The sequence below is a fragment of the Raineyella sp. W15-4 genome (assembly GCF_033170155.1).
GTDB lineage: Bacteria > Actinomycetota > Actinomycetes > Propionibacteriales > Propionibacteriaceae > Raineyella.
The window spans coordinates 1,001,976-1,015,663 of record NZ_CP137079.1 but is presented as its reverse complement, the minus strand read 5'-3'; the positions used below and the strand labels follow the sequence as shown (position 1 = coordinate 1,015,663).

General features: G+C 71.2%; 14 protein-coding genes. 8 read left to right on the top strand and 6 right to left on the bottom strand.

All coding sequences use genetic code 11. The features are described from left to right. Positions 1-196 precede the first annotated feature (196 nt). Positions 197-742, top strand: coding sequence for an RNA polymerase sigma factor (locus tag R0145_RS04690; RefSeq protein ID WP_317839252.1), 546 nt, complete (start codon positions 197-199; stop codon positions 740-742). After that, positions 726-1,829 carry a CU044_5270 family protein gene (locus R0145_RS04685; protein ID WP_317839251.1) on the top strand — a complete coding sequence of 368 codons (1,104 nt, stop codon included), beginning with the start codon at positions 726-728 and terminating at the stop codon, positions 1,827-1,829. Before R0145_RS04690 ends, R0145_RS04685 begins: the two co-directional genes overlap by 17 nt. A 112-nt stretch (positions 1,830-1,941) precedes the next feature. On the opposite strand, the gene R0145_RS04680 is transcribed toward R0145_RS04685, so the two are convergent. Together R0145_RS04680 and R0145_RS04675 are read right to left on the bottom strand one after the other, a co-directional pair. Then, the gene (locus R0145_RS04680) at positions 1,942-2,490 is read right to left on the bottom strand and encodes an OsmC family protein (RefSeq protein ID WP_317839250.1); all 549 of its coding nucleotides are present in this window, start codon (positions 2,488-2,490) and stop codon (positions 1,942-1,944) included. Between the two features lie 45 nt (positions 2,491-2,535). Then, positions 2,536-2,694, bottom strand: a complete 159-nt coding sequence (locus R0145_RS04675; protein ID WP_317839249.1) for a VOC family protein — start codon at positions 2,692-2,694, stop codon at positions 2,536-2,538. A gap of 114 nt (positions 2,695-2,808) precedes the next feature. On the opposite strand from R0145_RS04675, the gene R0145_RS04670 reads away from it, so the two are divergent. From R0145_RS04670 to R0145_RS04650, 5 genes are read left to right on the top strand one after another with little or no spacing between them, the layout of a single operon-like run. After that, positions 2,809-3,849 (top strand): putative FMN-dependent luciferase-like monooxygenase, encoded by a 1,041-nt coding sequence (locus tag R0145_RS04670; RefSeq protein ID WP_317839248.1) that lies wholly within the window; start codon positions 2,809-2,811, stop codon positions 3,847-3,849. Between the two features lie 38 nt (positions 3,850-3,887). Further along, on the top strand, positions 3,888-4,472 hold the full coding sequence (locus R0145_RS04665; RefSeq protein WP_317839247.1) for a CMD domain protein: 585 nt from the start codon (positions 3,888-3,890) through the stop codon (positions 4,470-4,472). Next, positions 4,472-5,086 (top strand): alkylhydroperoxidase domain protein, encoded by a 615-nt coding sequence (locus R0145_RS04660; RefSeq protein ID WP_317839246.1) that lies wholly within the window; start codon positions 4,472-4,474, stop codon positions 5,084-5,086. The genes R0145_RS04665 and R0145_RS04660 overlap by 1 nt, the downstream gene beginning before the upstream one ends. Before the next feature lie 9 nt (positions 5,087-5,095). After that, positions 5,096-5,356 (top strand): DUF3039 domain-containing protein, encoded by a 261-nt coding sequence (locus R0145_RS04655; protein ID WP_317839245.1) that lies wholly within the window; start codon positions 5,096-5,098, stop codon positions 5,354-5,356. A gap of 14 nt (positions 5,357-5,370) precedes the next feature. Next, on the top strand, positions 5,371-6,051 hold the full coding sequence (locus R0145_RS04650) for a DUF6636 domain-containing protein (RefSeq protein ID WP_317839244.1): 681 nt from the start codon (positions 5,371-5,373) through the stop codon (positions 6,049-6,051). A 76-nt stretch (positions 6,052-6,127) separates the two neighbouring features. On the opposite strand, the gene R0145_RS04645 is transcribed toward R0145_RS04650, so the two are convergent. Then, entirely contained in the window at positions 6,128-6,709 is a 582-nt protein-coding gene (locus R0145_RS04645) for a TetR family transcriptional regulator (protein ID WP_317839243.1), read from the bottom strand. 144 nt (positions 6,710-6,853) lie between these two features. On the opposite strand from R0145_RS04645, the gene R0145_RS04640 reads away from it, so the two are divergent. Then, positions 6,854-8,533 (top strand): MFS transporter, encoded by a 1,680-nt coding sequence (locus R0145_RS04640; protein ID WP_317839242.1) that lies wholly within the window; start codon positions 6,854-6,856, stop codon positions 8,531-8,533. Between the two features lie 83 nt (positions 8,534-8,616). On the opposite strand, the gene R0145_RS04635 is transcribed toward R0145_RS04640, so the two are convergent. Genes R0145_RS04635 through ahcY form a run of 3 tightly spaced genes read right to left on the bottom strand, consistent with a single transcriptional unit; the run spans position 8,617 to position 13,614 of the window. Beyond that, positions 8,617-9,516: a transglutaminase family protein gene (locus R0145_RS04635; protein WP_317839241.1), complete on the bottom strand. Its 900-nt coding sequence runs from the start codon at positions 9,514-9,516 to the stop codon at positions 8,617-8,619. Next, the gene (locus R0145_RS04630) at positions 9,513-12,146 is read right to left on the bottom strand and encodes a circularly permuted type 2 ATP-grasp protein (RefSeq protein ID WP_317839240.1); all 2,634 of its coding nucleotides are present in this window, start codon (positions 12,144-12,146) and stop codon (positions 9,513-9,515) included. The genes R0145_RS04635 and R0145_RS04630 overlap by 4 nt, the downstream gene beginning before the upstream one ends. Positions 12,147-12,156: 10 nt before the next feature. After that, positions 12,157-13,614 carry an adenosylhomocysteinase gene (gene ahcY, locus R0145_RS04625; protein WP_317839239.1) on the bottom strand — a complete coding sequence of 486 codons (1,458 nt, stop codon included), beginning with the start codon at positions 13,612-13,614 and terminating at the stop codon, positions 12,157-12,159. Between the last annotated feature and the right edge of the window lie 74 nt (positions 13,615-13,688).

Below are 13,688 nucleotides of genomic sequence, written 5' to 3'. Positions count from 1 at the left end.
CCACGGGCTCCGAAGTGCCATCCCGGTCATGGAGCTGGCGGGCAGCGCGACATCGGCGTGTCGCCGACGGTCTTTGTTCGCGACAGAGTGGTCATAGGACAGGGCTATAGTTCGCATCTGGCGGCAATTCGTGCACCTGACGGCCCCCGGATGGAGGCGCAGTGAACCCGATCCCGCCCTGCGGGCAAGTACCAGTGTGAGTACACCGCCTGACGTCGGGGAGCTGTTCGATGACCATGCCCGGGATCTCTACCGCTACCTCGCCCGACGCGTCGGGCCCTCCGCCGCTGAGGACCTGCTGGGACGAACCTTCCTGACAGCAGTGGAACAGATCGAACGCTTCGATCCCGCCCGCGGTCATCCCAGGGCCTGGCTGTTCGGCATCGCGGCCCGGTTGATCCAGCGTCACCACCGCGACGAAGCGCGCCAACTGGCCGCGTACGCGAGGCTGCCGCTCACCGCTGCCACCGACCTCGACACCGTGACGATCGCCGCCCGGGCCGACGCCGCCGCCCAACGCGGCCGGCTGATCGAGGCTCTCCGCGCGATGGCCGATGACGATCGGGAGGTGCTGCTGTTCTACGCGTGGGCCGACCTGTCCTACGCCGAGATCGCCCAGGCGCTGGACATCCCCCTCGGCACAGTGCGCTCGCGACTCCATCGGGCCCGCCGGCAGGTACGCGCCCACCTCTCCCCAGTTGATCTTCCTCCCGAAAGGCCTTCCCATGAACTCCTCGGGTGACCTCCATGACGGCTTCGATGACGACCGCGACAGGCTCGACCGCGACCATGACCTGGTGGCGGTGCGCTCGCTGGGGGCGGCGCTGACCGTCGACCCGGCGGTGTTGGCCCGCGTGCGCGCCCGGATCGTAGCGGCCGATGACACTTCTCCCCGCCCGGCCGCGCCAGGCTCCGCCGCGATCCCCTTGAATGGGCGTGCGCGTCGAGCCGGGTCACGTCCTCCCGCCGCGCGCCTTCGGCGCCGTGTCTTCCTCGGGGCGGCCGCAGCGGTGCTGGCAATCGGACTCACCCTCCCGGCGGTCCTGCCGCACGGCGCCGCCACCGCGGAGGCTACCGAGGTGCTGAAGGCCAGCGCCCGAGCGGCCCAGGACAACCCCGATCCGGTGGTGGGACCGGACCAGTACCTGAAGATCACCAGTGTGAATCTCTGGGCAAGCGGAGCCCCGGACACCGGAATGTGGCAGGACAAGGAGATCATCACCGTCTACAAGCCGGGCGATCCCTCGCGCGACTGGGTGATGACGCGCTCGGGTCGCGCTCATCTGAAGCCATTGAATGCCCAGGGGACGAAGGTGATGCAGCGGAATCCGCCCACACCGCCGGAGTACCACCGCGCCAAGAACGGGGACTTCTACGGACCCAGAATGGCCGATTGGCAGCAGCCGACCGATGCGTGGATGGCGGACCTTCCGCGCGATCCCGACGCGCTGTATCAACGTCTGGAGGACCGCGCCCGTGGCCACGGCAACGGACTGGCCGACTCCATGTTCACCTACGGCGTCGATCTGCTGCGCACCGGCCAGGTGCCGTACGATCTGCGCGCCGCGCTGTTCGAGGTGATGAGTCGTATCGACGGTGTCTCCGTCACCGCGACGTCGACGGACCTGGAGGGCCGCATCGGCACCGCGCTGGCGATCACGGGCCCGTGGGACGAACGCAAAGAACTCATCCTCGACCAGGACACCGGACAAGTGCTGGGGGAGCGGACGACCTCGGGTGCCACGTACGCCCAATGGCTCAAACCGGGCACCGTCATGATGCTCACGTCGGTGACGACCGAAGTGGTGGACTCCGCGCCGTCGGAATAGTCCTCCATCCCGGCGTGACCATGCCCTATGGTGGGCCGCCGAGCAGGTTCCACCCGGCCTGGCGGCCCACCGACCGCAACCGACCGCGAAGCTCTTCCCTTCCGACGAGGGCTCAGGCGTGGGCCGGGACCCGGCCGGCGCCCACTCGTACCACCGAACCGGTGATGGTCTGCGGCTTGGTGAGCAGGTTGAGCACCGGGCAGACCCGCTCGACCTCTGCCCTGAGCAGGTCGAGCCGGGAGTCATCGGCCGGCGACCCGATCTGCACCTCGTAGCTGATCCCCTGCAACTCCACCGGGACCTCGGGAAACTCAGGCAGTCCGCCGCGCGGATCGAGCTGGGCACGGAGGTCGATGTCGAGGGAGTCCAGCGGCACGTCGAGTTCGGCGGCCTTGATCAGATAGATGTGGGTCAGGCAGCTGCCGAGCACGCCGAGCTGGATCTCCGGCGACGAGGGACCCAGGTCGTAGCCGGCGAAGTCGGCCGGGCTGTCGCTGATGATCTGGTGGTCGCGGATCCGGATCCGGCGGACGCCGGAACGCCCCTCCGCCGTGACGTGGGCGCTGATCTCCTGGGTCGGGTGGCCGGCGGCGGCCGCTGCGGAGCGGCGGGCCAGCAGGGCCGACTTCTTCTGGACGAGGTAGTCGCGCAGGGTGCTCATGGATTCTCCGTCTCGTGGTCAGTGCGATGGTGTGGTCAGCGTGAACTACGGGTTGCGGGTCCCACGCCCGGGGTGCCGTCCCCCCGGTGCGGCCCGGACCCCGACCGCCTCCGCCAGCCCGGCCACCGTGGCGGACAGGTCGGGCGTGGCCAGCACGAGGTGGTCCAGCTCGGCGGGGATCGTACGGGTGGTCCGGTGTGGCATCGCAACTCCACCTAACTTAAACGCCACTTATCTATCTCTGAATTTTACCTTATACTCTAGATCTCAAGTAGGTATTATCGCCCGAGGCACTCGCCTCGATCCCAGGAGTCCCGTATGACCGCACCAGCCCTCGGCTTCTTCACCCGTCTCCTCGAGGACGCCCCCGCCGCCGACCGGTACCGCTACGCGCTTGCCCAGATCCAGCAGGCGGAGCGTCACGGTTACCGGTCGGCCTGGGTCGCCCAGCACCATTTCCATGAGCTCGAAGGGGGTCTCCCCTCCCCTTTGGTCTTCCTGGCGTACGCCGCCGCCCGGACCACCCGGATCCGCCTCGGCACCGGAGTGATCACCCTGCCGATGGAGGAACCGGTCCGGGTGGCCGAGGACCTCGCCGTGCTCGACCGGCTCGCGGACGGCCGCCTCGAGGTCGGGCTGGCCTCCGGCGGCACCCCGGGATCCTTCGCCACGTTCGGGCACCGGTTCGAGAGCCGGCACGGCACCTATTTCCGGCACCTGCGCACCCTGCTCGACGCCTGGGAGGGACGGGGCATCGCGGGCACCGAGAACCGGCTGTATCCGTCCGGAGGCACGTTGCCGCAGCGCCTGTGGCACGCGACCTTCTCCGCGGACGGTGGCCGCCAGGCCGGCCGGCGCGGCCTCGGCCTGATGCTGTCGCGCACCCAGCCGCGACCTGACGACAGGCCGGAGACGACTCTGGCCGAGCTGCAGCACCCGATCGTCGACGCCTACCTGGCGGCACTGCCCCGGCACGTGGCGCCACGGATCATGGCCTCACGCACGCTGTTCGTCAGCGAGGACCGAGCCGAGGCGGAAGCGTACGCCGAGCACGGGCTCCGGCGCGGGGTGGACCGGCTGCGCTACCTCGACCCGCGGTTCGCCTCCGCCCCGCTGGAGGACCTGGCCGCGGCGACCGACACGCATGCCGGCACCCCGGACGACGTGATCGCCTCTCTCGAATCCGACACCGTGCTGCCGCGGGCCACCGACGTCGTCTTCCAAGTGCACTCGGTGGACCCGCCGCACGAGGCCACCCTGCGGTCCATCGCCCTGATCGCCGACCGGGTCGCGCCACACTTCGGCTGGCGAGTGGCCACCGCGGGCGACCGCCCGGCCGCGGACCGGACCGCCGCGTGAGTGCCCCGGCCAGCCAGCCCTCAACGACAGCGGACACCGTGGATGTCGTCGACGACCTGGCCGGCCTCCGATCGGGTGGGTACCTCGACGAGCTGCGTCGCCGGCGGCCGATCGCCCGCGAGCAGACCCAGCGGGCCCACGATCTGCTCTTCGGACCGGCCGCCGGCGACCAGGTCCCACGCCACCACCGGCTGGCCGTTGCCGTCTTCGTCGCCGCGCTGCATCATGCTGACGCGGTCACCGACCACTACGCGCGGCTGCTGGGCGAGGTGGCCCCGGATCTGGTCGAGCCGGTGCTGACCGAAGCCGGCCGCGCGGCGGGTGCCGGCCCGTGGGGCAGCTATCGCGAGCCTGACCTCGCCGACGAGAGCGAACCGGGCACGGCGTACGCCGCCGGGCCGGACATCCGCGACCGGTTCGGCGACCGACTGGCTGCCGGGCTGGAGCATGCGCACTTGCTGGTGTTCCATCCCCGCGACTCCCGCCCCGAGGCGCTCGCGGCGCTGGTCCGGGCCGGCTGGTCGCAGGCCGGCATCGTGACCCTCTCCCAGGCCGTCGCCTTCCTCGGCTACCAGATCCGCCTCGTCCACGGGCTGCGCCAACTCGCCACCGAAGGAGCCTGATGACCATCGCTGTCCTCCGTCCCGAGCTCGACCGTCCGCGCTCGTTCACCCAGGACACACTGGGCTGGGTGCCCTGGCTCGAGCCTCCGGCCGAGGCCGAGCTGACCGACGCGCAACGCGCCGGCCTGGTGCAGGCCTCGCGGGCCGCCAGCCCGTACTTCCGGCTGCTGGCCGAGGATCCGACGGTGCTGGAGGCCCGGACGCGCGCGGACTTCGACATCTTCCACTCCACCCGCGACGGGCTCCCCCGCGGGGAGCGCGAACTGGCCGCGGCGGTGACGTCGCGGGTCAACGGGTGTGTGTTCTGCGCCTCGGTGCACGCGCGCTTCGCCAGCCACCACTCAGGTCGCGAAGCCGACATCCAGCGGCTGCTCGCCGAGGGGCCGGACGCGCTGACCGACGACGGATCGGATCCGCGCTGGTCGGCGATCACCGACGCAGCCGTGGCCCTGACCGTGACACCGGTGGAACTGCGCCCGGAGCACCTGGCGGCGCTGCGGTCGTCCGGTCTGGACGGCCTGGCGATCCTCGATGTCATCGGCGCCACCGCGTTCTTCGCCTGGGCGAACCGGCTGATGCTGTCGCTGGGTGAGCCCGAAGTGATCGGAACGTAGACTCGTCCCATGACCCAGCATCTGGCCCCCGGCGCCGAGACCCTCGTCGACGAGCGCGTCGAGCAGGAGGAGGACCTCCGCTACGAGGAGGGCGACCACGAGCGCTTCTCGCACTACGTCCCCAAGGAACGGCTCACCGAGGCCATGGTGATGGGCACCCCGGTCATCGCCCTGTGCGGCAAGGTGTGGGTGCCGTCCCGCAATCCCGACCGGTTCCCGGTGTGCCCTGAGTGCAAGGAGATCTGGGAGACCCTGCAGGACGGCAAGTGAGGCACCCTGAACCGTTGTCCACCCCTCGTTCGTCCGCTGACCCGGCGTCCACCCGCGGATCCGCCGCCCGGACGGCTACCGACGACCGTCCGTCCCGTCGACGCATCGTGCTCCTGGTCACCGGCGGTGCGCTTCTACTGGTCGTCCTTGCCGTGATCGGGAGCGTGCTGTTCCTGGATCCGCGCCCGGGGGCCATCGCCTCCCCCGTCGCCACTGCGGTGGCCTCCCCGACGGCGGGTGGATCCCCCTCGACCTCCCCCGCGGGCTCCCCGTCGACCGCCGAGTCCGCCACCCCGAGTCCGGCGCCGACCCGTGCTGCCGTCCTGGATCTGTCGGGCCAGGCCGCCTACCAGTTCGTGTCGCCGACGGGCAACATCGTCTGCCAGATGGGTTCGTCGAACGTACGGTGCGACGCCAAGGACCGCGCCTGGACCCCACCGGCACCGGACGGCTGCACCTTGGACCACGGGGACCTCGGCATCGACACGAACGGCCACGCGACGGTGGTGTGCGCCGGCGACAGCATCCGCCAGCCCACGACCGGCTCCTCGATCCCGACCCTCGCGTACGGTCAGGCCGTCCGGATGGGCGACATGATGTGCTTCAGCCAGTCCAACGGCGTCAGCTGCTCCTCGAATCTGACCGGCGACAGCATCTTCCTGGCGCGGGAGCGCTACGAACTGAACTCCCACTGATCGATCCGCCCCCACGGCCGCACCGCTCAGGCTCGAGGGGTTCAGAGGTCCGTCGAGGACCCCGGCCAGGCTCGGCTCAGGGGTCCGTGGAGACCCCAGCCCGGACGTACGCCACCACCGAGGCGACCGCCGCCTCGACAGGCATCCCGTGCTCGATCAGGGGGACCACCCCGTTGATCGCTCCCCAGGAGATCGCCGTCAGGAGCCTCACGTCCTTGGCACCCGCCGCCTCGATCGCCGCCGCCAGCGGAGCGACCAGCTCCTGGTGCAGCTGACGCAGCCGCTCCTGCTGAGCCGACCCGAGCGCCGCGACATCCACCGCCGGACCGGGGGCATGCCCGTCCGCCGCCCCCTGGAGGACCGTACGAATGATCGCCTCCAGCCGGGCCGCGGGATCGGAGCCGGCAGCATCGAGAGCCACCGCCAGGGCAGCCTTCACCTGGACAAAGGTCTCCTCCACCGCCAGCGCGACCAGTTCGTTGCCCGACCGCGCGTACTGGTACACGCTGGTCCGGGCCAGGCCGGCTCGCGCGGCCACCGCAGCCGGCGTGACAGCCGCCGCCCCTTCGGTGGTGAGCAGGTCGACAGCCGCCGAGATCACCTGACGTTCCTTCATCGCCCGATGTTCGGCGACGGTCGCGGCAGAGATCTTCGGCACCGGCTCATCCTCCCACGGATCCGCCCGATCAGGGCGATGCACGTCACCCGGCCCGACATTTACCAACACGCCGTCGGCATGTTACCGTCTAGCTGTCAGCAAGATTGTCCCTGCCATATCGCGTGGCACCGTCCGGGAGACTCGATGTCCGACCCCACCGCTTCCGCCCCTGGCCGTCCCACGGGTTCCGCCGGGCCCGCCCCGGTGCCCGCTCCCGCGTCCACCCCGGCCTCCACCGGCGACTTCACCGGTGTGCCCCACCGCTGGTGGGCGATGGCCGCCATCGCCCTGGGCACCTCGTTGGTGATCATGGACGCCACCATCGCCAACGTCGCACTCCCCGTCGTCATCGACGACCTCCATATGACGGCCACCCAGGCACAGTGGGTGAGCGCCGTCTACTCCCTCGTCTTCGCGTCACTCATGCTCACGTCGGGCCGGTTCGGTGACCTGTTTGGCCGCCGGATGATGTTCGTCGCCGGCTTGGTCGTCTTCATGGCATCCTCCCTGGTGGCCGGCTCGGCGGGCAGCCCCGAGGTGCTGCTGGTGGCCCGGCTGGTGCAGGGCATCGGGGCGGCCATGGTGCTGCCCGCCACCACCTCGACCATCAACGCGATGTTCACCGGCAAGGACCGCAACATCGCCTTCGCGATCTACGGCTCGGCGATCGGCGGCATGGCGGCTGTCGGCCCGCTCGTCGGCGGCTGGCTCGCCACCGACGCGAGCTGGCGGTGGGCCTTCTGGCTGAACGTCCCGTTCGGGATCGCCGCCGTGATCCTGGCCACCCGCTACCTGCCGGAGACCCGGGACCGTACGCTGCGCCGGGGGATCGACTGGTCCGGCACGGTGCTGGCCACCCTGGGCCTCGGCGGCATCGTCTTCGCCCTGGTCGAGTCCTCCTCGTTCGGTTGGCTGCACCAGGCCGACGGCTCGCTGTCGCCCGTGCCGTTCGCCCTTGCCGGCGGGGTCGTCGTGATGGGGCTGTGGGTGTGGGCGGAGCAGGTCCGGCATCGCCGCGGTGCGATCGTCCAGGCCCACCTCGGGTTGTGGCGCATCGCGAACTTCCGGTACGGCGCCATCGCCTCCCTCGTGATCACTCTCGGGGAATTCGGCATGCTCTTCGCCCTTCCCCTCGTCCTGCAGGGCGCGCTGGGCTACGACGCGCTGGGCACCGGCTGGCTGATGATGGTGCTCGCCATCGGCACTTTCCTGATGTCCGGCGCAGTCCCCCAGCTCACCCGCCGGATCGGCGCCCGCCGCGTCGTCCAGTTCGGCGTCCTCGTCGAGGCCCTCGCCGTCGCGGCCCTGGCCCTGGTGCTGCCGGGCACTGCGGTGTCGGTCGGGGCCTGTCTCTTCCTCTACGGACTCGGCGTGGGCATGGCAACCGCCCAGGTGACGAGTGTCTCCCTTGCCGAGGTGCCGGTCGGCCTGTCCGGTGAGGCGTCGGGAATGCTGACCACGGTCCGGCAGATCGGGTCGGCCCTCGGCGTGGCGGTGCTCGGCGGCTTGCTCATCAGTTCACTCACCCACGGCACCCAGGCGCGTCTCGACGCCATCCCGCTGCCTCCGGCGGCCCGGTCGGCCGTGGTGACGGCGGTGCACGACTCGATCGGCGCGGCGATCCCCGGGCTGCAGCGCGACCCGCGGACGACGGCGGCAGCCGAGCTCGCCGCCGAGGCACTCGTCGACGCGGCGAAGGTCTCCACCGGAGTCGCCGGAGGCATCCTCGGTGTCGGCTTCCTGGCGACCCTGGCACTGGCCGAGGTGTCGGCCGAGGAGACGCTGCGGCGCCGCGGTCGGGCGGAGAGCGCCGTCGACGCGTGATCTTCCCGGCCGGGCCGGGTTCGCGATCAGATCCACGTCATCCAGTCGAGGATCAGATGATTTCCCCGCCGGTCGGACTCGGCTCAGGGTGCCGGGAAGGTCGACACCTCGAGCGGCGCCATGTCGACGCTGACCTTCATCGACGACCCGCCACCGTCGCCGAAGATCACCCCGCGCACCGGCGCCACGTCCGAGTAGTCCCGGCCCCATGCCACGGTGGCGTGCGACTCGTCGACCGGACGGTCGTTGGTCGGGTCGAGGTCGTACCAGTCGGCGCCGGGGATCCATACCCCGGCCCAGGCGTGGGTCGCGTCCGCCCCGATGTTGCGCGGCTGCCCCGGCGCGGGGACGGTGGCCAGGTAGCCGGACACGTACCGGCCGGCCAGCCCGACCGACCGCAGGCAGGAGACCATCAGCTGGGCGAAGTCCTGGCAGACGCCGGCGCGGATCCGCAGCACCTCGCCGACCCGGGTGGTCACCGTGGTGGCCTTCGGGTCGTACGCGAAGTCGGCGTGGATGCGGCGGTTGAGCTCCTCGACCGCCTCCCCCACCGGCCGGCCGGGCGGAAAGGAGGGCGCGGCGTACCCGGCGACCTCGGGCAGCACGTCCACCCGCGGCGAGGGCAGAGTGAGGTCGACGGCACGCCACCAGTCGGCGATGTCGCGACGCTGCTCGGGGCGGCACCGCTCCCAGGGCAGCGCGAGGGCCTCGACCGGCACTGTCTGCGCTGCCACGGTCAGGTCCGTGGTCCCGATGATCACCAGGTCGGTGTGCGGTTCGGTGACGTGGTACCAGGTGCGGGTGTTTCCGTACACATCGACGTCCGTAACCCGATCGGACGGAACCGGGTCGACGTCGATCCGGTGACCGAGCAGATGCTGCCGGGCATCCTCCCGGGGGACCAGGTGGTAGAGCCCGTAACTCGAGGTGACCCGGCGTTCGTAGTGGTACGCCGTCTGGTGGCGGATCCGGTAGGTCCTCACATGCCACCCCCGCCCGGCCCGGGTGGCCGCTCGGCGGCCACCCACAGCGGGCGCGGTTGCGGCGCACGCCGCAGATAGGCCTCCGCGATCGCCTCCGAGACCCGGAACAGTCGCGACCGCAGGTCGGTGAGATAGTCGTCCACGCACTGCACCGGATTGGGCGCCGGCCGCCGTTCGGAGCCGGCGCCGGTCCCGTCGCCAGGCGGGGCCGGAACGGCTGGTTCGCCGTGACACACCCGCTGGACGGCGGCACCGGTGCAGAGGTCGGCAAGGTCCGCGAGCAGCCGCTGCGGCCGCCCGGTGGTCGGCGCGTGCGGCAGCCGGGCGAGGGCCCGCTGCAGGCGCTGCACTTGGAAGGCGACCGAGCGGGGGTTGCTCGAGTCGGCGACCAACAGGTCGAGCACGGCCCCGAGCTCGGGCCGGCCACCGTGCCGGCGACGATGGGTCACCACGCTTTCCGCCGCGGTCATCGCCGCGGTGAGCACCATCTCCTGCGGTGGGGGGGACCAGCGACCCTCCGCGTCAGCGGTCACCCCGGCCCGCAACGCCGGAGCCGAGAAACACGACTGCAGCAGGCCCACCACCTGGATGGCTCGTTCGAGTGCCCGTCCGGAGTCGAGGAACTGCCAGCCGGCGTCGCGGACCATGTTCTCCGCGGTGATCCCGTTGAGCGCCAGCAGCGCGACGAGACTGCGCTCAGCGGCATCCACCAGCTTGCTGGAGTCCTCGGGATCGGCTCGGCGCAGCTCGTCCAGGGCGCGCTCTGCGCCGGCCAGCACGACCCACAGATCGGAGGAGAGCTGGTCGCGTACGCCGTCCGCGGCGTGGCTGAGCCGGGCCAGCGAGCGGGCGACAGTGCCACGCCGTGATCGGCTGACCAGCTGGGTCCGCAGCTGCCGCAGGGCGCTGACCCCCTCCCCCGGCCGGGGGGTGGCGGTGAGGGCGTAGAGGGCATCAAGGAGCAGATCGACGGCGGAACCGGGCCGGCACACCATGTTCACCTCGACCAGCACGTGGTGGGTGGCGCTGACCAGCCGGACGACATCCTCGGCACGCTCGGCGTAGCGGCCCATCCAGTACATGTCGTCGAGCACGCGCGGCACCATCGCGCCGACGCCGACCATCAGTTCGGCGGCGGCGTCGCCCTCGGCCTCGGCCGTGGTCGGCAGGTCACTGCCGACGATCCACAGGTCTTTCGTCGGCCGCCCGGAGACCGCGGTGGGCACGGCGGTGGTGGCGACCCGCTCGTCGACGAGTTCGCCGAGTCCACCCGGCAGGGCGGCGTACGAAGCGCCGCGCCGGATCAGGTAGCCGATGAGCTGGAACGGTGCGGGGACGACCTGACCGCCGCGCACCGCCGGACTGGTCGACAGCGGCAGCAGTCGCTGACCGACGTAGAGGTGGGGCGCATCCTCGACCCGGCGGACCAGGTCATCGCGCTCGGCCGCACTGAGCAACGGGCCCTCCCAGGTGCGCCCGGACCCGATGTGGGCGATTTGCAGCTCCGCCAGATGCGTACGGACATGGCTGCGGGCGGAGTCCTCACCGCACCACCAGGTCGGCAATGACGGCAGCCGGAGCGGCTCGTCGAGCAGGACATGGCAGATGGCGTCGTCGAAGGCCATCAGGCCGGGGTTCTCCAGCACACCGGTGCCCAGCGAGTTGACCACCGAGACCGCGCCGCGCCGCACCACCTCGGTCAGCCCGGCCACGCCGAGGCGGGAGCCGGGCTGCAGCTCGAGCGGGTCGGTGGCCCCGGCCGGGACATGCCGGAAGACGACGTCGACCGGCTCGAGGTGGCCGAGTGAGCGCAGCCACAGCCGGCCGTCACGGACGACGAGGTCGCTGCCCTCGACCAGCGGGAACCCGAGCCGGCTGGCCAGAAACGCCTGGTCGAACGCGGTGGCCGCGTGGGTGCCCGGGGTGAGCACCACGACGTGGGGATCCTCGACGTCGCTGGGGCCCGATTCGACCAGCGCGACGCGCATCGCCTGGTAGAACGGGGTGAGCCGGATCAGGTCGGCCGCGCGGTACAGCTCGGCGTGCACGCGGGACAGCACCCGCCGGTTCTCCATCGCGTAGCCGGCGCCGACCGGCGCCTGGGTCTCCTGGGCGCGCAGCCGCCAGCCGCCGTCGGCATCCCGGCCGATGGTCGCCCCGACCATGAACAGCCCGCCGGGCTGCTGGGCCCCGATCAGTGGACGCAGGTAGCCAGGGTGGCCCATCACCACCTCGGGCGGCAGGATCCCGTCGGCCAGCAGCCGCCGGTCGCCGTACAGGTCCGCGAAGACGGCGGAGAGCAGCTCGGCGCGCTGCACCAGGCCGGACTCGAGCTCGCGCCACTCCCGGGAGTGCAGCACCAGCGGGAGCGGATCGAGCTGCCAGGGCTGCGGCGCGGCCACCTCCTCGTCATCGTCACCGTGGCGTACGTCGATGGCGTCGCGGGTCGTCCAGGGGCGGTAGGTGACGTTGTCGTCGGCCAGCCGCCGGTCGATCTCCCGCTGTCGGGCGGCCCAGTCGAACGATGCTTCGGTCAAGGCGGCGAGTTCGGCCCAGCCCACCCGCAGGGTGCCGTCCGGTGCCCGGAACTCGTCGTACGATGCCGGGACGTGGTCCCGTCCGACGTCCATCGTCGGCCCCTCAGTAGCGGTAGAAGTCCGGCTTGTAGGGCCCCTCGACCGGCACGCCGAGGTAGTCGGCCTGCTTCTCGGTCAGCGTCGACAGGTGCACCCCCAACGAGCCGAGGTGGAGGCGGGCCACCATCTCGTCCAGTTGCTTCGGCAACCGGTGCACGCCGACCGGGTAGGCGTCGTGGTGGGTCATGAGCTCGATCTGGCCGAGCACCTGGTTGGTGAAGGAGTTGGACATCACGAAGCTCGGGTGGCCGGTGGCGTTGCCGAGGTTGAGCAGGCGGCCCTCGGACAGCACGATGATGGCGTGCTCCGCGACCTCGGCGCCGGACTTCGTGGTGCCGGCCGGGAAGACCCACTCGTCGACCTGCGGCTTGATCGTCGTCCGCCGCACACCGGGCCAGCCGGTCAGCCCGGCCATGTCGATCTCGTTGTCGAAGTGACCGATGTTGCCGACGATCGCCTGGTGCTTCATCCGCGCCATCTGCTCGGCGGAGATGACGTCGCAGCAGCCGGTGGCGGTGACGAAGAGATCACCCACCCCGATCACCTCGTCGAGGGTGGCGACCTGGTAGCCGTCCATCGCCGCCTGCAGGGCACAGATCGGGTCGATCTCGGTGACGATCACCCGGGCGCCCTGGCCGCGCAACGACTGGGCGCAGCCCTTGCCGACGTCGCCGTAGCCGCAGATCACCGCGACCTTGCCGCCGATCAGCACGTCGGTGGCCCGGTTGATCCCGTCGATCAGTGAGTGGCGGACGCCGTAGACGTTGTCGAACTTCGACTTGGTCACCGCGTCGTTGACGTTGATCGCCGGCCACAGCAGGGTGCCGTCCCGCTCGGCCTGGTAGAGCCGGTGGACACCGGTGGTGGTCTCCTCGGTCACCCCCTGGATGCTGTCGGCGACGGCGATCCAGTCGACCGTCCCGTCCTCCAGGGTGCTGCGCAGCGCGCCGAACAGGGCCCGCTCCTCGTCGGAGCCGGCCGCCGCCGGGTCGGGCAGGGTGCCGGCGCGCTGGTGGCGGGCGCCGAGGTGGGCCAGCAGGGTGGCGTCGCCGCCGTCGTCCAGGATCATCGTCGGCAACTGGCCGTCGGGCCAGCGGAAGGTCTGGGTGGCGGCCCACCAGTACTCGTCGAGGGTCTCGCCCTTCCAGGCGAACACCGGCTGGCCTGTCGGCTCCTCGGCGGTGCCGTCGCCGACCGCGATGGCGGCCGCGGCGTGGTCCTGGGTGGAGAAGATGTTGCAGGACGCCCAGCGGACCCGGGCGCCCAGCGCCACCAGGGTCTCGATCAGCACCGCGGTCTGGATGGTCATGTGCAACGACCCGGCGATCCGCGCCCCCGCCAACGGCTGCTGGGGGCCGTACGTGTCCCGCATCGCCATCAGGCCCGGCATCTCGTGTTCGGCGAGGGTGATCTCGCGACGGCCGAAGTCGGCCAGGGTCAGGTCAGCGACGCGGTTGTCCATGAGCGCAGATGCTACTCGGTGCGGAGGTGGCCCGCGCCACGCCGAGCCGCCCGGAGCGACCGACGTGGCGCGGC